Below are 20156 nucleotides of genomic sequence, written 5' to 3'. Positions count from 1 at the left end.
GTCTACCTGTCGAGTGGGCTATCCGTCTGGTCCTGATACATTGGCAAGTACAGTCGCATGCAAGTTCCCCGGCCAGGCTCGCTGTCGACACAAATGGCACCACCACTTTGCCGGGCGAACCCATAGACCTGGCTAAGCCCCAGGCCGGTACCCTTGCCGAAAGGCTTGGTGGTGAAAAACGGCTCGAAGATACGCGGCAGTATCTCTGTGGGTATGCCTGCGCCGGTGTCTTCCACCTCGAAGCGCACGAAGCTGCCCTTCAGCCCTTCAACTTCGCCGAACAGCTCGACCACATCGACAGTCAGGCTGATGCGGCCATGCCCGTCGATGGCATCTCGGGCATTGAACAACAGGTTGAGCAACACCATCTGCAGTTGCCCGGCATCCACCTCGATCCGCGGCAGGTCCGGTTGCAGCAATACGTTCAAGTCAATCGAGCCTGGCAATGCATGCTCAAGCAGGCCACGCGTAGCGTTAACCAAGTCTGCCGGGGCAACGCTGGCCACATCGAGCTTGCGGTGACGGGCAAAGCTGAGCAGTTGCTGGGTCAGTTCGGTGCCACGCTGGCTGGCATCGAGGATGTGCTGCAACATGCGCTGGGTGCGTGCCGGGTCCTGGGTGGCCAGCGCCAGGCGCGCGGAGCTGATGATGATGGTCAACATGTTGTTGAAGTCGTGCGCCAGACCACCGGTCAACTGGCCGAGGGCTTCAAGCTTCTGCGCCTGGAACAGCTGGGCACGCACTGCGTCGAGCTGCAGCGCCGACTCGCGACGGTCAGTGATATCGCGTGTGACTTTGGCCAGGCCAATGATCTGGCCATTTTCATCACGGATCACATCCAATGCCGCCAGGGCCCAGAACTGCGAACCGTCCTTGCGCACCCGCCAGCCTTCGTCCTGCGCCACACCCTGCTCCAGCGCCTGACGCAGCAGGCACTCGGGGCGGCCCTGCGCACAATCCTGTGGGGTGAAGAACAACGAAAAATGCTTGCCGATCACTTCATCCCTACGGTAACCCTTGATCCGTTGCGCGCCGGCGTTCCAAGACACCACATGGCCGGAAGGGTCGAGCATGTAGATGGCATAATCCACCACCGACTGAACCAGCTGTTCATAACGATGGGCGGGCATGAGGGAAGCGTCGAGGCAGTCGGCTGAAACCATGCAAACTCCACTGGCACAGCAGGAGGGAGAAAATGAACGTAGCCTGGAGTGTCTGCCAGTAGACCGCTGAACGACTACAGGCTGTCAGCGTTCCGGCTCGGCCAGCGCCGGGCTGATGCGCCGCGGCATGGCCTCTTTCAGCAATCACAGGCTGAGCCGCATGATCATACCACCGCCGGCAGAGGCCAACACGAGCACCTGCGCGAACAACAGCCGCCAGAATAACCGTGGACGCACCACACCTTCGCCAACTCGGCCCCAAGTCATTGCGGAACACGCTTGGATCCAATCATGGGCAACAGTGGCGTAACGACAGCAAGGTGTCAATTGCCCGTTCGATCGCCTCTTCTATCTGTTGATCATAGGTGCTGCAGTTGACTCAACTATAACAATGGGTTATAAAGCGCGCTTGATTGCGAAGCCCTTCTGCTTAGAAGCGAGCTGGTCGTTGCGACCCCTTCAAACGTGCGAGTGTGGTGGAATTGGTATACACAGCAGACTTAAAATCTGTCGGCGTGAGCCTTGCGGGTTCGAGTCCCGCCACTCGCACCAAACTTCGTTGAAAAGGCGCCCCTGCGGCGCCTTTTTGCTGCCTGACAGCAATGTCTGGCGCAGCTGCTAAAGTGGAGCTTGTCCCCGTCCACTGGAACGCCGCCATGCGCTACTCCCTGTTCGATGGTCAACGCGACATCATTATCCTGTTCGCCCGCGTACTGCTGATGGTCCTCTTCGTCTTGTCTGGCTGGGCCAAGCTGACCGGCTTCGATGGCACGGTAGGCTACATGACCTCGCTCGGCGCCCCTGCCCCGATGCTGGCAGCAGGGATTGCCGTCATCATGGAGTTCGTCGTCGCAATCCTGTTGATCCTCGGTTTCTACACGCGGCCGTTGGCCTTTCTTTTTGCGCTGTTCGTACTGGGCACGGCGCTGCTGGGCCACCCGTTCTGGAACATGGTCGACCCCGAGCGCAGCGCCAACATGACCCAGTTTCTGAAAAACCTCAGCATCATGGGCGGCCTGCTGTTGCTGGCGGTAAGCGGGCCCGGGCGGTTCTCGGTGGATGGTCGCTGAGTCAGTCGTCGCAGTCGTCGAACCAGGCTGGGTGATCGCGCTCTTCATCATCGAGGTCATCCAGCGTCTCCTCGTCTTCCTCCACTTCATCCTCGGCGCCTTGGGCATCTGCCTCGGGCTCCACGTCGTCGTAGAGAAATTCGTGGTCAAGCAGGTGATCGTGCTCGGGTTCGTGCAGGTCGTCTTCGTCGCGCATGCTGGCTCCTGGGATAATGGCAGGCCTGTATAGGCTGATCAGGATGCTGGGTCAATGTGTTGTCGCTTAATCCTGGGTTAACTGGCACGGCGCAACCTGCAGGCTCTCCCTTCAAACGTCTTTCGCCCGCCTTTATGGCGGGCTTTTTTATCCCTGCGCACTTCGGCGCAGATGATGACAGCCTCATGACCTGATCTTCACGAAATGCCGACATCCGGGTGGGCACACTGACCCTGCTCCGTACGTTCTTGCAGCCCGCCGCATCATTGCCGCGGGCTTTTCTTTTTTCCGCAAATGCCAGTCAGGCATCCGTCGGTATTTTGCGCAAACGTCCACCATGACCATGATCTGAAGCAGTTTTGCCTGGCCAGGCGAGGTCTATGCTGTCCCAGCGATAACCCAAGCTCATATCGGATAGACACGGAGGCTCTCATGAAAGCTGCTGTCGTTGCACCAGGCCGTCGCGTGGACGTGGTAGAGAAAACCCTGCGCCCTCTCGAACACGGCGAAGCGCTGCTGAAGATGCAGTGCTGCGGTGTGTGCCACACCGACCTGCACGTGAAAAATGGCGACTTTGGTGACAAGACCGGTGTAGTACTGGGCCACGAAGGTATTGGCGTGGTTCAGGAAGTTGGCCCGGGCGTCACCTCGCTCAAGCCAGGCGACCGTGCCAGCGTTGCCTGGTTCTACCAGGGTTGCGGACATTGCGAATATTGCAACAGCGGCAACGAGACCCTGTGCCGCGACGTGAAGAATTCCGGTTACACCGTGGACGGCGGCATGGCCGAGGCCTGCATCGTCAAGGCCGACTACTCGGTTAAAGTGCCCGACGGCCTCGACTCCGCTGCCGCCAGCAGCATCACCTGCGCCGGCGTCACGACCTACAAGGCAGTGAAGATCTCCAACGTCCGCCCCGGCCAATGGGTCGCCATCTACGGTCTCGGCGGCCTGGGCAACCTGGCCCTGCAATATGCCAAGAATGTGTTCAACGCCAAAGTCATCGCCATCGACGTCAACGAAGAGCAACTGCGCTTCGCCAGCGAGATGGGCGCGGACCTGGTCGTCAACCCGCTCAACGAAGATGCCGCGAAGGTCATCCAGGCCAAAACCGGCGGTGCACATGCTGCCGTCGTTACTGCCGTTGCCAAAGGCGCGTTCAACTCGGCTGTCGATGCCTTGCGCGCTGGCGGGCGACTGGTGGCCGTCGGGCTTCCGTCGGAGTCCATGGACCTGAATATTCCCCGTCTGGTGCTTGATGGGATCGAAGTGGTGGGCTCGCTGGTAGGTACACGCCAGGACCTGCAGGAAGCCTTCCAGTTTGCCGCTGAAGGCAAAGTGGTGCCCAAGGTAACGCTGCGACCGATCGAGGATATCAACCAGATCTTTGACGAGATGCTGGAGGGCAAGATCAAAGGCCGGATGGTGATACAGTTCGAAGGCTGACAGGCCGAGCCAGGCCATTTGGAACCACAGCAAAGCCCGTAGATGAACATCTTCGGGCTTTCTGCTTTCTCAATTGTCAAAGGAACAGACCATGACCGTAGACTGGCACGCCGGGCCGATCACCCGTACGACTCCATTGGACAAGCATTACCGCAACACGCAGAAGGTTCGTCAGTTTCTGCTCAGCGAGTGCGGCGCGGCATTCAAGTTCGACCGAGGATTCATGCTTTGGATCAAGAGTGGCACCCCATCAACCATGGGTGACGTCGCGGACGAATGGCTACGGAGGTGTGGTTGACGCTCTGTATCTGACGGCTGCAGGCAGGCCTTGGCTGCAGCCGTTGCTTTCAGCATCTTGTCCAACGATTCAACCATGCTGGAATAATCCATTTCCTGACTCCCTCGATGGTGGAATTGGCTTGAGTTCAACCCTAGACTGCGAACATTTCAATATTTGATGAGCAAACCTGGAAATATCACTCATCCTTCATGCTGAAGACCGGCGCCCGCGAGGTGTGGTTCAAGAAAAGTGCTCAACCTGCAAGGGCGAGCCTGTGCATATGAGGAGATCGGTATGTCCATTCGAAGCTTGGCGAAGAACCTGCCGCCAGACCCTTCGCGGGAAGGCTGGGTCATCGGATGGGGGGTCCTGAGAGACCGACATCCCTGGCATTTCGTCGACGTTTATGCTGACCAGAAAACGGCGATGGCAGAGGCGCAGCGCAGAGGAGACGGCTACGTGGTGGAATTCGGCTCACACCGCTTGGGGACGCAGGAATTTGTCTGCGGTGTCACCTTACCTGAAGGCTGACGCTCGATCGAAAATAGTCACTGACAGGACTTCAAGGCATTATCTGCCCATTGGCAATAGCACTGGCTTCAAGCTTGGCGCGCTCCGCGTCCAGAAAAACATAAGCGGCCTGTAGCGTGGTGATCTTCGTTTGAATCTCGGCCATCTTGGCGGCGACCAAGACGGCGCCTTGCGCGCAATCGATCGTGTTACCCCGCCTGGCCACAAGAATGTCCTTAATCTCGGCAAGTGAAAAGCCCCCGCCCTGGGCGCTCTGTATGAAGGCCAAGTCAGCTACGGTCTGTTCACTGTAACTGCGATAGTTGTTGGCTTGTCGGTGTGGCTCGATAAGCCCGAGCTGTTCGTAATAGCGCAATGCATGGCGGCTGAGCCCACTCCGGCGCTCCAACTCTCCAATATTCACGTTAAAAATCCTTGACTGTAGAGCAGGCTCTACACCTTAGCCTGCGCCCATTATCCAAACAAGGGTTCAAACATGAGTGTGGAATGCTTTGTCACCGGCGGCAGCGGCTTTGTGGGGCAACATTTGCTGGCCGCTCTTACTGCGCAAGGGCACAAGACCTGGGTGCTGATGCGCAGCCCCGGCAACATCGAACGCCTCAAGGAGCAGGTAGGCCAACTGGGGGGTAACCCTGAGTATATCCATGCCGTTGAAGGCGATATCAGCCAGGAGGGGCTTGGCCTCAGCGAAGCAGACAAAGAACGCGTCACTTCGGCCGCTGTATTTTTCCATCTCGCGGCGCAATTTTCCTGGGGGCTGACAGCGGAGCGCGCCCGCACAGTCAATGTCCAAGGTGCTCTGAGCGTGGCCAGGCTTGCGGCCAGCCAGCGCATCCGATTGCTCATGGTAGGCGGCTTCATGCTGCAAAACCTCAACCACCTTGCCAGTATCGGGGTTGATGTTCAGTGCCCTGAAAACACAAACTGGCCCGCGGTCTACGCCCGTGTAGGAGGCTACGAAGGCAGCAAACTCGAGTCCCATTTTGCAGTCATCCGCTATATGCAAGACGCGGATGCGGATTACACGATTGTTCACCCTGCTACGGTGTGCGGCCACAGCGAGAACGGGCATATCCTGGACGGACAACCGCTTGCCGAACTCATTCGCAATCTGGCACAAGGCCGGTTCAAAGCTGTTCCCGGTTCCGCCAGTCACTGGTTGCCATTGGTCAGCGTCGATTATCTGGTGAACATGATAACTTGCGTGGCGTTCGACCCCGCCATGGCCAACCGGCAAGTTCTGGCGCTGTATGAGCGAACACCAAACTTGCAGGGAATGCTTGTGCAGATCGCAGACACGCTAAAGGTCAAGGCACCCCGCCGCCATGTACCCATAGGGTTGCTCAGGTCGATATTGACAATTCCGGGACTGGCGACCCGACTGGCGATCAGCGCCGAGTCATTGAACTTTATTCAGACACAGCGCTTCAACATGGGAAACAGCAGGCAATTGGAGCGCAAGTACGCGTTTACCCATCCCGACATGACGCAGGCCTTGGAAAACACGGTGCGCTATGTCAGCGACTACTTGATGAAAAAGTCCAAAAGAGAAGGCGCTGGCCAGCGAGGATAACGGGCCAGGCCGATGAAGCCTCCCTGCCGGATTGCTGGAAGTCTGGAGACGCAGAGGTTTCATGCACGGTGTCTTCGCTGATGACAATAGGTCGCCGCTTGACCTCCGGCGCTGCGCGCCTGGCCGCTATTTCGAGGCAGCCATAAAGCCTGCAGCAGGCGCACCTTCAGTGGCGACCCGTCGGGCCCGGCCAACGCCCCACGCCAGCGCCCTGGTCATCGACTCGCCAGGGCGAGAATCGAAGGCCTCCTCGAGGATAGCCATGCCACCAGGGGCGTACACCCCGATGAACATCTGCGTTTTGCCTGTCCGCGACAGTCGCGTCTGAACATCAATGTATGTCCCATCGTCGAGCGTCTCGTCGTGAGTTCGGTGATGAAGCGTCGGGTCAGCCCAGGCCCAGAAAACATCACCGCGTATTCTCATGAGGCACTCCTACGACTTTAGTTGTAGTCAGGTGGTTTATTGCCACCATAGCGAACGTGCAGTTTTACGCAAATTCGTCTGACTCATCTGTGAGCTGAATCGGACAATCGGCTATTCAGCAGCCCCGCCAAAGACTCAACGCTTGTCGTGAAGCTCCGGGGGCCATGCGCTAAAGAACCACATAATTCCTGGCACCAATACATAGATCCAGTGCTGGCCAGGGTAGATGAAGATGCCGACAGCCCAGATGGCGAGTAAGGTTCCGCCCGCTCGCCTACGCCGCCTCGGCGTGAACCATTCCTGAAACGCCTTGTGCCTCTCCCGCAGTTTCATTACCACCCTCCCTGTTTTGGTAAGCGGCGAAGCATATCACCTCTAATTCAACGATAAGGCGTTCCCGGCGAGGGCGGCGCCTGCACGCAAGAACCACGACATGACCGAACAACAGCACGACGAGCGCAAGCTGGACCGGGTCATCCGCCAACATCTACGAGCTCAAGCAGCTGCGCTCAGTGTTTGACTAGACATCAATGGCCCCCAGCACGCCGGCCCTGATCGCGCAGGACCGCGACTCAAGGTTGGCTATGAGATTTCGGAACTCCATGCCAAAAGTTACCGAACTCGTGGCGTTTTTGGACCCATAAAGAAAAACCCCGCAGACGTTAATCTGCGGGGCTTTCGAATGGTGGAGGCCGAGGTCGGAATCGAACCGTCTGGCGATGGCAGTTAGAAACACCAGTCCTCGGCGTGTACGACACGACAGAATGGTCCCGCGAGGGTCGCATTGTGATGAGCGACAATCTCTTCGGCCTTCAGGGCAGGGGTGTCGGTGCAGGTATGGCCATCGGCGATCAGCACTGCATCGAATCCAAGATCTCGTGCGGCGCGGCAGGTGCTATCGACACAGTATTGGGTTTTCATTCCGGTAATGACCACACCCTGAGTTCCACAATCCCGTAACCGATCGGCCAAGGCGGTCTTGTAGAACGCGTTAGGTCGGCTTTTATCGAAAATCACTTCGTCGCCTTGTAACACCAGCTCCTGCACCAGTTGCGTCAACGGGCTTCCAGGCTCGATTGGCGACCCAGGTGGACCAATATGGCGGGCGAGAAAAATGGGTGCTCCTGCACTTCGGGCTTTACTCAATAAATTATTCAATGTGTCTAGCAGTGCTTCGCCAGCCCATGGCTTATCCGGGCCATAAAACAATCCAGCCTGCATATCAAGAATCAACAGTGCATACATAATGCTTTCCCTTGCATATTGGCCAGCGACACAAGGGCAAAAGAAAAGGCCCTTTCCATCACTGGCGGGCCTTTGAAGTTCGTGCGTTATTGGCTCACGAAACCCCTCACGACCAGCCTCTGGCGGTCGTGACGGTCGTGGTCAAGGCAATTCGTGGTTGATTCATAGAGCTGACAGTAGCTGCACTTTACCGGGTTGGCAAGTGAGCGCTGTGAGGGTGAAGGCTGATTGAAGTATCGAGCATTGAGGTCCGCTTCTGGCCGATAGCTGCCCTTCGTGAAGGGCAGCTATCGGCCAAAAGCGGATGTTCGCGTATTCTTCAAAGTTAGGGCGATTCTGGGTTGCAGAATCTGACACCAGGTAATTTCTCTAGCGTTACCGTTTCAGTAAGGACGAAGTTTTTCAAGTCCTGCCAACCAGTCGTCCCATGTGTCTACCCCTTTGGCTAGCTCGATCATTTGTTCAATGTCGATCCCTCGATTCAATCCCTTTGAGACCTGCTGATCCAGCCAAGCGCTTTTGAGGTTCACCAATCGCTTGCGGAGAATTCCAGCGAGGTAACTACGGCGTGTGGCCAGAGTGCCCTGCTGACGAACCATATGAACTGCAAGGGCATCAACGACATCAGTTCCCAACGTCGTATTTGAAACCTTGGCCAATGAGCGCAACTCCGCAAGTAGGCTGGGAGCCCCGTATCGTTTTGTCAGTTCACTGATGCGTTTCAGCCCCACTTCATTGAGGCGGTGGGACCTCAGACTCAAGATTTCATTGATGGCGGCGGCGACCGTTTCCTCTGCCGCCGCAACTGGAGTTGCCCGGCCGATCTCCAGGGACAGCCTGTCGAGTTGAGACTGCAAATACACCAGCTGTGAGCCGCTGGCACCGCCCACAGAGGTTCGGATTGATTCCAAGTGTTCAAGCACACCTTCTGGCAAATCACTGCCCATCAGGCGCCTTTCAAAATTAAATGCGGCTATGCCCTCTGGTCTCCGGATTAACCCCCACTCGGTGAGTACACCAATGTAACTATTCTTGGCGTCGCCGGTGAGGTCAGCAGCCTTGGCAGTCAAAGCATCTGCAATACCCCGCTTAAACAAAGGTTCCAGGTCCGGTGCGAACTCAGGGTCAAGCAAACCGCAGTACGGTGAATCAGCTGTGGCCTCATCAAAGATGTATTGCGTCAGGGCTTGGTCATCAAGCTGATCAAGAGGAAGGTCATCGTTCATAAGCGTGAAGTTGGCCGAGGTCGGCTTACGATTGAAGAGTTCACAAAAATAGGGGGTCAAGGGTTTCATGTCGAAGCATCCCATACAGGAAGCGTCCACAAGGATTTCGTCGCGGAGGTCCCCCGCTGGCAGTAGGGGAACGATCCGAGTCGCCCATTCAGCTAAAAGCGAGTAGGGAACTCTCCAAGTACCAGTATCCCATCTCCGCCATGTGATTTTTAAGAGGCGCTCTCGTATAACCATATCCCAGTGGAGGTTGGGGGTAAGCGTCTGCCCAACACATCTTGCTCAATGTTCAGGGTTCTTCTGTATGCAGGAAATCTACCTCGTAGATACCCCGCGCCGCGCGGATGGTAACAGGGGATATTGGTCTTATGTCACTCAACTCCCATGCGAGCCAGCCGTCTTCAAAATAACTTGCGCAGGCTGCTTCCATGTCAGCTAGGATGAACGGACGCACGGCTTTTACGCGCACAATCGCGACCGCAATACCGTCATCATCTTCCTCCCCGTCGGCATGAAGAAAACGCCCATTTTCGACAATCAGAAGATCCTCGGTAGGTTGTAAGTCTGGATGCCAACGACGGACTTCGAGTGTTTTCTGGCCAGAAGCGATTCGACTGCCACTGGGCCGTACAATTGATAAAGCCTTGATGGTTCTCTCCTAAAAGATATGCGTCCGGCTAAGTTACTTTGTCGGAGGGATGGGAGGTACCGCTACGAGCGCAAGCTTGAGCTGCGGCCAGATTTTCACCCAATTTTTGGACTTGAGGCGGCTTTGATAGATCGCAGTTTTCTCCGTGGCGAACCTCCCCGCTGGCCTGATAATCAAGTCAAAAAGATCATCAAGCCCCAAGGGCGCCGCGACCTCGCATGAGCCTTTCTCTCGCAGTGCTACGGCTACCGCCGTTGCGGTTTCTGGCCAGTAGCGCATTGCGTCGGTCGCTGAGAGATATGGCTTATCGCCGTTCTGAGCATGCATTCTCGCTTGATTTTTCACAGACCATAATACGTTCGGCTCTAGACCTCTGAGAACTGCTTCCAGGGCTTCATCTTGCTCTGGTGTGCAGCGTTGTGCATCAAACCAGATGACATCAACGTCTGTTGAAATCGGGGATGAATCGCGCCCGTGCAGATAATCCCAAACCGCGTTTCGTACAAAGCCTGCTCCGATCCAGCAGTCTGGCAATCCCAAGGAGCGCACTATTTCGAGTAACCGCCACCGAATGGGGTCATCTGAGATAATCGCTTGGATTTTCGAACTATTGTCCACTCAGAAATCACCTTGTTGCAGCTAGGCCGATACCCACTGATGCGGCAGTAGCTGCCCGATCTCACTGGCCCGTTGCGTCGGCAACCGCGTCAGCACATCTTTAAGGTAGGCATACGGATCATGCCCATTCATGCGCGCTGACTGGATCAGGCTCATGATTGCAGCCGCCCGCTTGCCACTGCGCAGTGACCCGGCAAACAGCCAGTTCGAGCGTCCGAGTGCCCACGGCCGTATCTGGTTCTCCACCTGGTTGTTGTCGATGGGCACAGCCCCATCGTCCAGGTAGCGCGTCAGCGCTACCCAGCGTTTCAGGCTGTAATCGAGGGCTTTAGCTGTGGCTGATCCGTTGGGCACCAGGTCGCGCTGGGCCAACATCCAGTCATGCAGTGTTTTGCTGATCGGTACCGCCAGTTCCTGACGTATTCGCCAGCGATCTTCATCACTCATGTCCCGCGCCTGGCGTTCGATCTCGTACAAGCCGCTGATCGAGTGCAGCGCTTGTTCGGCCAACTGGCTTTTGTTCGCAACATGCAGATCGAAAAACTTGCGACGGGCGTGGGCCATGCAGCCGATTTCAGTGATGCCTTGCTCAAAACCAGCTTTGTAGCCAGCGAAGTCATCGCAGACCAACTTGCCGTTCCAGTCGCCCAGGAAGTTGCGCGCATGTTCGCCTGCACGACTGGGGCTGAAATCGTAAACCACAGCTTTGAGTGCCGAAAACGGCGTAGTGCTGTAGGCCCAGACGTAAGCCCGGTGGGTTTTCTTCTCGCCCGGCGCAAGCATTTGCACCGGTGTTTCGTCAGCGTGAATCACACCCTGTTTCAGCACAGCTTCACGCAGCGCATCGACCAGCGGCTGGAGTCGCACGCCGGTCTGTCCAACCCACTGGGCCAAAGTCGAGCGAGCAATCGCCAGCCCGGCGCGGCCAAAGATTTTCTCCTGTCGGTAGAGCGGCAAGTGATCGGAAAACTTGGCCACCATCACATGGGCCAACAGGCCTGCGGTTGGAATACCTTTGTCGATGACCTGCGCGGGCACCGGCGCCTGAATCAGAGTTTCGCACTGACGGCAGGCCCATTTGCCACGCACATGTTGCTCGACGGCAAACACGCCCGGCGTGTAATCCAGCTTCTCGCTGACGTCTTCCCCAATACGCTGAAGTTGGCAGCCACAGGCGCACAGAGTGTTTTCTGGCTCGTGGCGAATCACGGTACGCGGAAATTGCGGCGGCAATAGTGCACGTTTGGGTGATTGCCGTGGCTCGGCCTGTGACGAAGCGGGAAGAAGCTGTTTTAGTTCTGCCTCGATAGCTTCAAGGTCTGTATCGAGCAGGTCATCCAGCAAGCTGCCTTGTGCCGGGCTGATTTGCTCGCTGCGCTTGGCAAACTTGTGGCGTTTGAGCAGGGCGATTTCGAACTTGAACTGTTCGATGAGGATTTCATCGTTCTGGATCTTCCTGCTCATCGCCTCGACCTGAGACTGCAACTGCAACGCCTGTGCCGCCAAGGCACGAAGCTGTTCCGGGGTCATCTGATCGAGATTGGGCGAGAAAGTCATGCTGCCGATTGTGCCAGAGCAGGCGCAGGACGACGACAAGCAGACCAGTCAAATGGCCGGCGATTACAGCATGCTGATCACACCACCTGCGCCGACTCGTTGCCACGGCAGGCCTAGTACCAACGCCTGGAGTTGTTCACTGTCGAGTTCGACTTCGCAACCATGGCGAATGCTGGGCCAGTGAAACTTGCCTTGATTCAGTCGACGCGCGGCAAGCCAGACGCCGACGCCATCGTGCACCAGCACTTTCATCCGGTTAGCCCGGCGATTGGCGAACAGATAAGCGCAGTGCGGCTTCGCCGCACCGAACACCGCAATCACCCGGGCCAATGCCGTTTCGGTGCCGGCGCGCATGTCCATCGGCTCGGTGGCCAGCCAGATCGCATCGATGCGGATCATCGAGCGACAGCCCGGATAAATTGCGCGCAGCCCTCGGGATCTGAGGTTGGCCATTTGACGGTCATCACTAGCCCGGCCATGGGCAACTCGATGATCGCTGACGCTTCGGCTGGCCGTTTAGGTGCGGCTTTTAACGGGACGAAGGCTGGCAGCGAGGTTGTTGCAGGCTGGTCTCGATAGAGCGGCATCCATTTGCGGATGACATTGGCGTTGATGCCGTGGCTGATGGCGACACTGGATACGGTCGCCCCAGGTTGCAGGCATTCCTGAACGACCTGGGCTTTGAAGGGTTTCGGATAAGAGCTTCGTTGGCGCATGGAAATCCTGGCGATAAGGGTGATTGCGTCCGCTTAAAAATACGCGGACACCATCGCCCTTAAAGCTGGAGTTCGGAAGGTGAATTCGCCGGACGCTTACGGTTGGGGCTCTCAGCGTTTTGTAGCTTCGCAATCGAGGCCAACAAAGCGTTGGTGTTGCCGCTATTCATCGCATCCAGCACTTGAAGCTCAGGCAGCTCCATGGCGACTTCACGAAGTGGGTCTGGCAGCTCCTCAATCAGTTCCAGATCACATGCTTGAATCGCTGCCATGGCGACCGTAGCAGCAAGATTTGGATGCCCATGGAATCGAGCGCACAATACCGAGATCACCTCCCGAGCCACCCTTTTATTTCCGACCAGCACCGCCGCGGTAAATACAAAACCGAGCACTGGACATTCCGACAGATCCATTTGCTCGATCAGTTCGTTGAGCGGCCGAGTGTCGGTTTGATGGATGCTTATCTGACGGGCCAAGGCGAACGCCTCCATGCAGTCAGCGTACGGCTTGGACATTTCCCTGATTGCGGTGACGGCCTTAGCACAGCTTGCAGGGTAAAGGGGTAGTCCTTCTGTGCGATTTAAACGCATGGACACAGCAATGTAGATTGCCGATGACAACAACTGGACGGCGAATGGAAGCTCGTCTTTGCGCGCTAGCACGCTATCCACAAGGTCAGTGATCGTTCTATCACTAGCCTCGGAGTTGAAAATTGTCATGGCAAATGCGCGAAGTTCCATGGCAATGCCGTCTTCAGTGGTCAAATCTACGCCATCGCCTAGGGTTGCCCAAGCTGCCTCGTTCCCGAGCGCCCATAGCGCGAAAGACATTTTTTCCCGTAATGGTCGAGCTGGGCCTTCAATGCGCTGGTAGACTGCGAGAGCCTCTTCAAAATTTTCTCTAAGTAGCAGTCGGTCACCATCAGCTTCAATCGAAGTGCCCTGCACATCAAAATCGCTGAATCGTCCCCGCATGATTTGTTCCGTCGTCAGGGTGTTTTCCACCGTGATTTTGGTGTGAGCCTCAGCAGATCCCATCAGGTTCTCCAGTCAAATTCAGCTTCATCAGAATTAGTGAAACGATGCTACAGCGATTTCATGGGCTTTCGAGTGGGTCTATGGCCATGCAAAACCGCCGTCCTGGCGATAGGCTAAGGATGACGAAGAAGGCGCAGCCATCGACAGCCCCACTAGCATGAGGGGTTGAGGTCAGTGGTGAATAGCCCTTAGCTACGTAGAAGCATCCGACTGACTCCTTTTTGGCGGCAAGCTGCCCTAGTGAAGGGCAGCTATGGGTCGTCAGCGGCCACTCGCGAAGGGCCGCTTTCGACCAGGGGCAGACCTTCGGATGCGTCTAAAAATTATGGACGATTCATAGTCTAGCTTTAGCGAAAAATCATCCGACAAAACGCTTGACTCCCGCGCTCTTCAAAATTACCCTCTACCCGTCCTTCTCGATCACATCGAGAAGCTGACAAACCTATCTACTTTCGGTTGGGTCTTATAGAAGTTGCACGAAGTGCCTTCTTGACTCTCGTATACCCTCTCCTTGGAGATCGTTTATGCCCGCCTACTTCAAGATCGAAGTATTTTCCAATATTCTGCGCTATCTAATTCTCGCGGCTCAAGCCAAGCGAGTAGTTCCTTATAACGAACTAGAGAATGCGTTCGGCCTTAGCCACAATATGGCTGGTTATTACGCAGGAATTGTTGGGGACTTTTGTCACGATAATGACTGGCCATTATTAAATTCACTCGTTATAAATACTACTACCTGTATGCCCTCGGAAGGCTTTGACGCCTATTTAGACGATTCGAAAATTAATTGGGGAGAGTGCTTGGCCCAATGCTGGAAGCATTTCCATCTGACGACGTCTCGGGAACACCAGGTAAGAAATTTTTCGGGCCTCACATTACTCGTCCGTGAATGGGGTAAAGAGGGAGTTTGACTCAAAGGGGACGGATCGATTTTCTGAAAAATAAATCCGTCCCCATTAGCTGTGTGATTTCTGATTGTGGCTGACAGGAGTTGATCGAATCTGGCAGTTATATATAGGTTGCTAGTTTTCAGATTTGCCACTATCTATAGTGCAGCAGATGCCAAGACTTCTAAATTTAGACTCTAAGGTAGTATATGTTTCAATGGGTAAATAGTCCGGCATCAGGATTTCTTCAATAAGGTCTGACCAGTTGAATGGCAGCTTGCAGAGGCTGTTTTTAATTTTTACTCTATTGGCTACGAATTGATTTTCCGGCATGTAAGAATATATGATTCTTATCTCTCTCTCATGCTCCAAACTGTCACTTAGGGTGGAGGCTAATAGCGCGCCTTTTTGCCCTAATGAATCGAGAAACGCGGTGTAATCGTTGCTCGCTATTAGATTGTCCAATATCTGGTCGTCTTCATAAATGACTTTGACTGCAAAATAATGCAGCATGAAATGATTGTCTCTTGTGTCCATCAGTCGGTTCATGAATTTCTGAAGAGATACTTTTATGCGAACTCCTGTCCGCCCCTTAAGAAACTCTGTCCATCGCCACTTTTTATTAATGGGGTCGTTTGTCCAGCATGAGGCATAGTAATTCTCTAGAAAGCCGAGGGTAAAACTGTCATTTCCCTCTGTAAATCGTTTGTTTAAAAGTGGGTTTTCTAGAGGGTCCGCGAAAGAGTCCGGGCCGACTCTAACAAAAGTTATCTCGGAGTTTTTTATATCCTCAAGTAAAAAGTCCGCCCGAAAAATTCTGTATATGAAAGATTCTGGCTCGATATTGAGTGAGTTTCTTTTTATGTATAAACTTTTTAGCTCTTTATCGCTTCTTCCTTGAAAGTTCAGCTGGTTTATCTTGTTGTTAATTGATTTGTTGATCAAAGGTTTTCCTCGGCAAAACCAGAATATAAGTAACTTTATCTATGATTATTTTAGCAAAGGATATCACTTTATAAATTCTGGTCTACTTTCAAGGCAAATGCTTCGCAGGTCGCTCCTGGTTTCTTAGCCTGGAATGCAGGTCGGCTTTTGGCCGATTGCTGCCCCGAACGAGGGGCAGCTATGGGTCGATTGCAGCCGTTTACGACTGGCCGCTATCGACCCAAAGCGGACGTAGTCAACCCTGATAATTTGCCGCTCGGCGAGCGACATCTTCACTTATGGAAGAGCAAGCTCTTACCCTAATGCGGCGGCAAATGCTTCTGGCGTGGGGCTCTCCTGCCATTGTGCGATTGCTCCCGGCAGCACCAGCCATGGCTGCTTGCGCCGAGTCCAGATATGCGCAACCGGCTCGAAGCGCTCAGCCCCTTCCAGGATGCCGGCCCGTACCACTCGCATGCCGGGTGCTGCCGTCGTCTCGTTGAACAGCCGGGTATGACATGTACCGCAGGCATGTTGGGTAGACGTTTGACCTTGGTGTTCATGCTCAAAGATCGCCGTTTCGCCAGACACCTGAACAGCCGAAGCCGCGCTCAGCATGTGCAGACCAAACGCACTGCCGCTCCAGCGCTGGCAATTCAAACAGTGGCAGGCATACAGCGGCGGCAATTGCCGCGCCACGATCTCAAGGGTGACTTGCCCACATCGGCACTGACCGGTGATTCTCATGCGTTAGTTCCTTACAATGACGCCCGGAAAAATGTGGGCGAATGATCGCTTTTCACGGGCTCGGGCAGAAGATCAAATTAGGAGCAACTGTTGGCCAAGAATGTATGAGCGGTATTGAATGGGAAAGCCAGCGTGTATTTCTCGCCGTGTTGCGCTCTGGTAGCCTGAGCGGCGCGGCGAAGCTGCTGGGTATCGCCCAGGCCACTGCGCGCCGGCGCCTCGACTGTCTTGAACACGCTCTCGGTGTGAGTCTGTTCACCCGCACACCTCAAGGACTGACGCCTACTGCCGGAGCGCAGCGCCTGATCGAACATGTGGAGGCCATGGATCTGGCCGCGCAAACCTTCAACCGCATGGCCAGCTCTGAAGCGTCGATGGATCACGGTACAGTCCGGCTGACCTGTGGCGAGTTGCTTGGCGTCGAAGTATTGCCCGACCTGCTGCGCCCTTTCCATTACGAACACGTCGGACTCAAACTTGAGCTGAGCATAAGCGATGCCCTTGAAGACATCGCCAGGCTGCAATCGGATATTGCGGTGCGGCTGATGCGGCCCAATGAAGCGGATATCACGGTGCGGCGTGTCGGCAGTTTGCAGATTGGCATCCATGCCAGTGCCGGGTGCCTGGAGCGCTACGGTAATCCAACCTCCCTGCTGTCGCTGCGCCAGCGACCGCTGATCGGGCCAGACAGACGCTCAGCGGATTTGCGTCGGTTTATCGACTCTGGTCTGTGCGATGCCGACCAGCATTTCGCCATTGCCTCTGATCATCACCTTGCTCAGCTGGCCGCTCTGAGAGCGGGCTTAGGCTTCGGACTCTGCCCGACGCAAATCGCAAAATCGCACGGCCTGGTACATGTGCTACCACACGATTTTGGCTTTGAGGTTGAGGTGTGGATCGCAATGCACAATGACCTGCGCAAAATTCACAGGATCGCTCAGGCGTTCGAGGTTCTTGGAGAGCAGTTACATCAGTATCTATGCTTAGCCGATCAGTGAGCAGCGTAGGTCGTGGCATCCACTGCATTGTCTAAACGGCTGCAATGGGTCGATAGCTGTCACTGGCTACCCTGGGCTTTCTCCCCATAGCCGTTGTTCACACAAGGAGGCTCAAGCGACCTCCTCATGCTCGATCAGCGCCCACAGCCTAGCTTCCTCGGTGAACTACAGCATGTCTGCCAGCTGGTCTTCGTCAACGTCGCTGCGTCGGTGCGCGGAAAACGCTAGCTCAACGAGCACCGCGGCCCTGCCATCGGGATCGGTCAACAAGGCCGGCTGGTCATTCAGCTCGGCCAGCCAGGCGGACGGCAGGCTTAACATTTGACCGTCCATAGCTGGTCGATCCGTGTCGTATAGGATTGGCTCATCATCTCCCTCCTCATACCCCAGTCCGGTATCGCCGGCACGCTGGCGGCCCGCACTGTCCCCCTCCCCCAGCGCTCGTTGATGCCATCCATCAAGCGTACCGACCGAGGCAACCAATGCCGCCGGCAGCCAGGCGGACAAGGTGGTCCCTGCCGCTGCAACCTGTGCAGTAGTAGTTGTTGCGGTAGCCGCGAGGGAGGCGCCAGTGACGACGCCAATCCCGGTAACCTCGGCCGCGGTCTTGACGCCCTCGGACGCTACCTTGGCACTCGTGGTGGTGGCGATCCCGGCCAGTTCCAGGGCGGTGTTTATGCCGTACCGGGTACCCACCTGGATGAGCGAGCTCAGCACGTCCGTGACAATAGATCGCCCCAGACTGGCCATGGAGTCTTCGAGGCTTTTCCCTTGGACGATTGCTTCCGCCGTGTTGTCGCCAATCCCTTGGGTCACCGACTCCATGGTGTTGTAGATCATGTCGGAGGTCTGATCGCTCTGCCTCCGCCGCATTCAACGCCGCGATGGTGCGCGCTCAGGCCGAGATCGGACCGGTGTTCCGCGACAAGTACAACAGCCAGACCAACAGCTCTTATGCTGCCCTTGAGTCGATCGACAAGAAGATCGCCCCAACCTACACGCTGCACGGTTTTTCCCTCTCGTTCGGTACCGATGACAGTCCGCTGGCCGGGCACATCCGCACCGTCTGCGACTGCATGCACGAGGCCGGGCACACCAAGCGCTACTACGTCGACCTGCCAATCGACTCGACCGGCATCAAGGGCAGCGTCAACAAGACCGGCGTGCACGCCAATGGCTCTACCTACAGCTATGCCCGGCGCTACCTGACGATGATGATCTTCAACGTCGTGCTGACGAACGAAGACAACGACGGGAACGGCGGCGGTGAGCAACCCCAAAGCCTTGGGGAGCTTATGAATGAGTGGATCCCGAAGGCCTACGCCGCTGACTCCAAAGACTCGCTCACAGCGGTATGGCAGGCGGGCGTCAAGTTCGCCCAGGACCTAAAGGCCACCGACAAGAAAACGGCCGACGAGCTCTACGAGGCATTGAAGGTAGCGGTTAGCGCTCGCGGTTCTCAGCTCAGCGCAGCACCACAAGTGGGAGCAAGCCAATGATCATCGTCAATTGTACTCAGGGCTCGCCAGAGTGGCTGCAGGCCCGCGCTGGAGTGATCACCGCCAGTATGTTTAGCACCGCACGCTCACGGGTGAACGGACTGAACGCCCAGCAGAAGAAATACGTTGACGCCATGCTTGCGGGCCTTGGCGAATCCAAGGCTATGGAGCTGGCAGGCTACAAGGCCGGTCCAAAGGCCGAGGTCGTGCAGCGCGCCCTAGATGGCGAAACGGTCGGCGAGCCATCGAATGCCGCCCTCACCTACGCCTTCGAGCTGGCCGTCGAACGCATAGGCGGCGCCCCGCTCGATGGAGGGTTCGAGACCTGGCAGATGCGCCGCGGCCATGAACTGGAGCCGGAGGCGCGCATGGAGCATGAAATCCAGACTGGCCTTATCGTCACGCAGGTCGGCCTGGTTAAAACAGACGACGGCTCGTTCGGCGCCAGCGCGGACGGCTTCATCGGCGAAGACGGCGGAAGCGAATACAAGTGCTTCCTGGCCCCGGACAAGCTCCGCGCGTTCCACATCGACAACGATGCCAGCGACGTCATCGACCAGGTGCAAGGCTGCATGTGGATCACTGGCCGGAAATGGTGGCACATCGGGATGTACTGCCCCCTCCTCAAGCCCGTAGGCCGCCAGCTCTGGTGGCGTGAGTTCAAGCGCGATGACGACTATATCGAACAGCTTGAGCAGGACCTGTGGGAATTCAAGCTGCTCGTGGACGGCTACGAAAAGCAGCTGAGGAGCCAGGCAGCATGAACCCATCAATCGACCTGGAGGCCGCCAAAGCGGCCTTCTTTGCCTCTGGTGGCCAGCTCGTTGTCCTTGAAGGCTTCACCCATCGACCGCTGCCGCCGCGCAAGCATCCCGATACGCAGCCAAAGCCAGCCGCTAAGGCGAGGCCCAAGAAACCTAACCCAGCCCCGCGAAAGGAGAAGGTGAAGGCCCGAGTTGCAACGGTGGCCGAGATGGCGAAGATCATGACCTGCCAGCAGGTTCACGAGGCCACCGGCATTTCCAAACAGGCCCTATTCCGGGCCGCCCGCGAAGGCAACTTTGTTTTCCGACGAGCCGAGCGGAAGAAGTCAGCCAACAGCAAGCGGGATGCCCAGCGCCAGATCCAGCGGAACCTGAAGCGGATCGAGGAGCTGAAAGTGGTCCAGAAAATATGCGCCCTGCACGATACCGGCCTGCACCGCGCCCAGGTGGCCGAGCAGCTCGACCTGAATTACGGAACGCTGGTGAAGATCATTGAGCGCAACAGTATCGACTTCCCGCGGGTACGCATCAGGAAATGAAAAGACTCAACAGCCTGGTCCGCCAGCGCCGGCGGCAAGAACAGTTCCGCCTGCCGCCCAGC

25 protein-coding genes, 1 tRNA gene and 1 pseudogene are annotated in these 20156 nt (G+C 56.3%); 11 read left to right on the top strand and 16 right to left on the bottom strand.

The window, feature by feature from the left end:
* Positions 1 to 2: 2 nt before the first annotated feature.
* Positions 3 to 1163, bottom strand: a complete 1161-nt coding sequence (locus tag ACZ889_RS13750; protein ID WP_004576582.1) for a two-component system sensor histidine kinase NtrB — start codon at positions 1161 to 1163, stop codon at positions 3 to 5.
* A gap of 467 nt (positions 1164 to 1630) precedes the next feature.
* On the opposite strand from ACZ889_RS13750, the gene ACZ889_RS13745 reads away from it, so the two are divergent.
* Positions 1631 to 1715 (top strand) — tRNA-Leu (locus ACZ889_RS13745).
* Between the two features lie 104 nt (positions 1716 to 1819).
* A complete protein-coding gene (locus tag ACZ889_RS13740) occupies positions 1820 to 2233 on the top strand; it encodes a DoxX family protein (RefSeq protein ID WP_014859854.1) in 414 nt (137 codons plus the stop codon).
* A gap of 1 nt (position 2234) precedes the next feature.
* On the opposite strand, the gene ACZ889_RS13735 is transcribed toward ACZ889_RS13740, so the two are convergent.
* Entirely contained in the window at positions 2235 to 2429 is a 195-nt protein-coding gene (locus ACZ889_RS13735) for a hypothetical protein (RefSeq protein ID WP_003250932.1), read from the bottom strand.
* A gap of 432 nt (positions 2430 to 2861) precedes the next feature.
* Here ACZ889_RS13735 and adhP point away from each other — a divergent pair, with 432 nt between their 5' ends.
* From adhP to ACZ889_RS13720, 3 genes are all read left to right on the top strand, one after another.
* Positions 2862 to 3872 carry an alcohol dehydrogenase AdhP gene (adhP, locus tag ACZ889_RS13730; protein WP_003250933.1) on the top strand — a complete coding sequence of 337 codons (1011 nt, stop codon included), beginning with the start codon at positions 2862 to 2864 and terminating at the stop codon, positions 3870 to 3872.
* A 91-nt stretch (positions 3873 to 3963) separates the two neighbouring features.
* A complete protein-coding gene (locus ACZ889_RS13725) occupies positions 3964 to 4170 on the top strand; it encodes a DUF6434 domain-containing protein (RefSeq protein ID WP_017148244.1) in 207 nt (68 codons plus the stop codon).
* 276 nt (positions 4171 to 4446) lie between these two features.
* Positions 4447 to 4683 (top strand): hypothetical protein, encoded by a 237-nt coding sequence (locus tag ACZ889_RS13720; protein ID WP_180688358.1) that lies wholly within the window; start codon positions 4447 to 4449, stop codon positions 4681 to 4683.
* A gap of 31 nt (positions 4684 to 4714) precedes the next feature.
* Here ACZ889_RS13720 and ACZ889_RS13715 read toward each other — a convergent pair whose 3' ends face one another.
* Positions 4715 to 5086: a MerR family transcriptional regulator gene (locus tag ACZ889_RS13715; protein WP_180688359.1), complete on the bottom strand. Its 372-nt coding sequence runs from the start codon at positions 5084 to 5086 to the stop codon at positions 4715 to 4717.
* Positions 5087 to 5158: 72 nt separating this feature from the next.
* Here ACZ889_RS13715 and ACZ889_RS13710 point away from each other — a divergent pair, with 72 nt between their 5' ends.
* Positions 5159 to 6256 carry an SDR family oxidoreductase gene (locus ACZ889_RS13710; RefSeq protein ID WP_476257454.1) on the top strand — a complete coding sequence of 366 codons (1098 nt, stop codon included), beginning with the start codon at positions 5159 to 5161 and terminating at the stop codon, positions 6254 to 6256.
* A gap of 126 nt (positions 6257 to 6382) precedes the next feature.
* On the opposite strand, the gene ACZ889_RS13705 is transcribed toward ACZ889_RS13710, so the two are convergent.
* From ACZ889_RS13705 to ACZ889_RS13665, 9 genes are all read right to left on the bottom strand, one after another.
* On the bottom strand, positions 6383 to 6682 hold the full coding sequence (locus tag ACZ889_RS13705; RefSeq protein WP_003250941.1) for a hypothetical protein: 300 nt from the start codon (positions 6680 to 6682) through the stop codon (positions 6383 to 6385).
* A 726-nt stretch (positions 6683 to 7408) separates the two neighbouring features.
* Positions 7409 to 7927: a cysteine hydrolase family protein gene (locus ACZ889_RS13700; protein ID WP_014756163.1), complete on the bottom strand. Its 519-nt coding sequence runs from the start codon at positions 7925 to 7927 to the stop codon at positions 7409 to 7411.
* A 383-nt stretch (positions 7928 to 8310) separates the two neighbouring features.
* Positions 8311 to 9222, bottom strand: coding sequence for a hypothetical protein (locus ACZ889_RS13695; RefSeq protein WP_476257453.1), 912 nt, complete (start codon positions 9220 to 9222; stop codon positions 8311 to 8313).
* Positions 9223 to 9448: 226 nt separating this feature from the next.
* Positions 9449 to 9793: an ASCH domain-containing protein gene (locus ACZ889_RS13690; RefSeq protein WP_256591574.1), complete on the bottom strand. Its 345-nt coding sequence runs from the start codon at positions 9791 to 9793 to the stop codon at positions 9449 to 9451.
* Positions 9794 to 9841: 48 nt separating this feature from the next.
* Complete coding sequence (locus tag ACZ889_RS13685) at positions 9842 to 10426, bottom strand: nucleotidyltransferase family protein (protein ID WP_014756466.1); 585 nt, start codon at positions 10424 to 10426, stop codon at positions 9842 to 9844.
* Positions 10427 to 10447: 21 nt separating this feature from the next.
* A complete protein-coding gene (gene tnpC / locus ACZ889_RS13680; protein WP_014861581.1) occupies positions 10448 to 11983 on the bottom strand; it encodes an IS66 family transposase in 1536 nt (511 codons plus the stop codon).
* Positions 11984 to 12046: 63 nt separating this feature from the next.
* Entirely contained in the window at positions 12047 to 12382 is a 336-nt protein-coding gene (gene tnpB, locus ACZ889_RS13675) for an IS66 family insertion sequence element accessory protein TnpB (RefSeq protein WP_014861582.1), read from the bottom strand.
* Entirely contained in the window at positions 12379 to 12699 is a 321-nt protein-coding gene (tnpA, locus tag ACZ889_RS13670; RefSeq protein WP_144180134.1) for an IS66-like element accessory protein TnpA, read from the bottom strand. Before tnpA ends, tnpB begins: the two co-directional genes overlap by 4 nt.
* A 59-nt stretch (positions 12700 to 12758) precedes the next feature.
* Complete coding sequence (locus tag ACZ889_RS13665; RefSeq protein ID WP_476257452.1) at positions 12759 to 13736, bottom strand: hypothetical protein; 978 nt, start codon at positions 13734 to 13736, stop codon at positions 12759 to 12761.
* 524 nt (positions 13737 to 14260) lie between these two features.
* Between ACZ889_RS13665 and ACZ889_RS13660 the strand changes: the two genes are divergently transcribed.
* A complete protein-coding gene (locus ACZ889_RS13660; protein ID WP_155293960.1) occupies positions 14261 to 14647 on the top strand; it encodes a hypothetical protein in 387 nt (128 codons plus the stop codon).
* Between the two features lie 111 nt (positions 14648 to 14758).
* Here the strand turns inward: ACZ889_RS13660 and ACZ889_RS13655 are convergent, their stop codons facing one another.
* The gene (locus ACZ889_RS13655; RefSeq protein WP_180688362.1) at positions 14759 to 15568 is read right to left on the bottom strand and encodes a hypothetical protein; all 810 of its coding nucleotides are present in this window, start codon (positions 15566 to 15568) and stop codon (positions 14759 to 14761) included.
* A 294-nt stretch (positions 15569 to 15862) separates the two neighbouring features.
* Positions 15863 to 16294, bottom strand: coding sequence for a GFA family protein (locus tag ACZ889_RS13650; protein WP_012051932.1), 432 nt, complete (start codon positions 16292 to 16294; stop codon positions 15863 to 15865).
* 41 nt (positions 16295 to 16335) lie between these two features.
* On the opposite strand from ACZ889_RS13650, the gene ACZ889_RS13645 reads away from it, so the two are divergent.
* The gene (locus tag ACZ889_RS13645) at positions 16336 to 17292 is read left to right on the top strand and encodes a LysR family transcriptional regulator (protein ID WP_108078247.1); all 957 of its coding nucleotides are present in this window, start codon (positions 16336 to 16338) and stop codon (positions 17290 to 17292) included.
* 165 nt (positions 17293 to 17457) lie between these two features.
* Here the strand turns inward: ACZ889_RS13645 and ACZ889_RS13640 are convergent, their stop codons facing one another.
* Positions 17458 to 17613, bottom strand: a complete 156-nt coding sequence (locus tag ACZ889_RS13640; RefSeq protein ID WP_230623078.1) for a hypothetical protein — start codon at positions 17611 to 17613, stop codon at positions 17458 to 17460.
* Positions 17607 to 17750 (bottom strand): annotated as a pseudogene (locus tag ACZ889_RS13635) (DUF4113 domain-containing protein); the annotation flags it as partial. The pseudogene ACZ889_RS13635 and the gene ACZ889_RS13640, both read right to left, overlap by 7 nt.
* 426 nt (positions 17751 to 18176) lie before the next feature.
* Between ACZ889_RS13635 and ACZ889_RS13630 the strand changes: the two are divergent.
* The 3 genes from ACZ889_RS13630 to ACZ889_RS13620 are packed head-to-tail and all read left to right on the top strand — an operon-like array spanning position 18177 to position 20094.
* Positions 18177 to 18791, top strand: a complete 615-nt coding sequence (locus tag ACZ889_RS13630; RefSeq protein WP_012051893.1) for an ERF family protein — start codon at positions 18177 to 18179, stop codon at positions 18789 to 18791.
* Positions 18788 to 19555, top strand: a complete 768-nt coding sequence (locus ACZ889_RS13625; RefSeq protein ID WP_012051892.1) for a lambda exonuclease family protein — start codon at positions 18788 to 18790, stop codon at positions 19553 to 19555. Before ACZ889_RS13630 ends, ACZ889_RS13625 begins: the two co-directional genes overlap by 4 nt.
* Positions 19552 to 20094: a hypothetical protein gene (locus ACZ889_RS13620; protein WP_180688363.1), complete on the top strand. Its 543-nt coding sequence runs from the start codon at positions 19552 to 19554 to the stop codon at positions 20092 to 20094. The genes ACZ889_RS13625 and ACZ889_RS13620 overlap by 4 nt, the downstream gene beginning before the upstream one ends.
* Positions 20095 to 20156 lie beyond the last annotated feature (62 nt).

This window comes from Pseudomonas sp. TE3895, from assembly GCF_056278855.1.
The sequence above is the reverse complement of the archived record's forward strand: the minus strand, read 5'-3'. Positions and strand labels throughout refer to the sequence as shown.

Bases quoted from the DNA above. Each gene is read 5' to 3' on its own strand.
- ACZ889_RS13750 (WP_004576582.1), bottom strand. From the start codon at position 1,163: ATGGTTTCAGCCGACTGCCTCGACGCTTCCCTCATGCCCGCCCATCGT.
- ACZ889_RS13740 (WP_014859854.1), top strand. From the start codon at position 1,820: ATGCGCTACTCCCTGTTCGATGGTCAACGCGACATCATTATCCTGTTC.
- ACZ889_RS13735 (WP_003250932.1), bottom strand. From the start codon at position 2,429: ATGCGCGACGAAGACGACCTGCACGAACCCGAGCACGATCACCTGCTT.
- adhP (WP_003250933.1), top strand. From the start codon at position 2,862: ATGAAAGCTGCTGTCGTTGCACCAGGCCGTCGCGTGGACGTGGTAGAG.
- ACZ889_RS13725 (WP_017148244.1), top strand. From the start codon at position 3,964: ATGACCGTAGACTGGCACGCCGGGCCGATCACCCGTACGACTCCATTG.
- ACZ889_RS13720 (WP_180688358.1), top strand. From the start codon at position 4,447: ATGTCCATTCGAAGCTTGGCGAAGAACCTGCCGCCAGACCCTTCGCGG.
- ACZ889_RS13710 (WP_476257454.1), top strand. From the start codon at position 5,159: ATGAGTGTGGAATGCTTTGTCACCGGCGGCAGCGGCTTTGTGGGGCAA.
- ACZ889_RS13705 (WP_003250941.1), bottom strand. From the start codon at position 6,682: ATGAGAATACGCGGTGATGTTTTCTGGGCCTGGGCTGACCCGACGCTT.
- ACZ889_RS13700 (WP_014756163.1), bottom strand. From the start codon at position 7,927: ATGTATGCACTGTTGATTCTTGATATGCAGGCTGGATTGTTTTATGGC.
- ACZ889_RS13695 (WP_476257453.1), bottom strand. From the start codon at position 9,222: ATGAAACCCTTGACCCCCTATTTTTGTGAACTCTTCAATCGTAAGCCG.
- tnpC (WP_014861581.1), bottom strand. From the start codon at position 11,983: ATGACTTTCTCGCCCAATCTCGATCAGATGACCCCGGAACAGCTTCGT.
- tnpB (WP_014861582.1), bottom strand. From the start codon at position 12,382: ATGATCCGCATCGATGCGATCTGGCTGGCCACCGAGCCGATGGACATG.
- tnpA (WP_144180134.1), bottom strand. From the start codon at position 12,699: ATGCGCCAACGAAGCTCTTATCCGAAACCCTTCAAAGCCCAGGTCGTT.
- ACZ889_RS13665 (WP_476257452.1), bottom strand. From the start codon at position 13,736: ATGGGATCTGCTGAGGCTCACACCAAAATCACGGTGGAAAACACCCTG.
- ACZ889_RS13660 (WP_155293960.1), top strand. From the start codon at position 14,261: ATGCCCGCCTACTTCAAGATCGAAGTATTTTCCAATATTCTGCGCTAT.
- ACZ889_RS13650 (WP_012051932.1), bottom strand. From the start codon at position 16,294: ATGAGAATCACCGGTCAGTGCCGATGTGGGCAAGTCACCCTTGAGATC.
- ACZ889_RS13645 (WP_108078247.1), top strand. From the start codon at position 16,336: ATGATCGCTTTTCACGGGCTCGGGCAGAAGATCAAATTAGGAGCAACT.
- ACZ889_RS13640 (WP_230623078.1), bottom strand. From the start codon at position 17,613: ATGTTAAGCCTGCCGTCCGCCTGGCTGGCCGAGCTGAATGACCAGCCG.
- ACZ889_RS13630 (WP_012051893.1), top strand. From the start codon at position 18,177: ATGGTGCGCGCTCAGGCCGAGATCGGACCGGTGTTCCGCGACAAGTAC.
- ACZ889_RS13625 (WP_012051892.1), top strand. From the start codon at position 18,788: ATGATCATCGTCAATTGTACTCAGGGCTCGCCAGAGTGGCTGCAGGCC.
- ACZ889_RS13620 (WP_180688363.1), top strand. From the start codon at position 19,552: ATGAACCCATCAATCGACCTGGAGGCCGCCAAAGCGGCCTTCTTTGCC.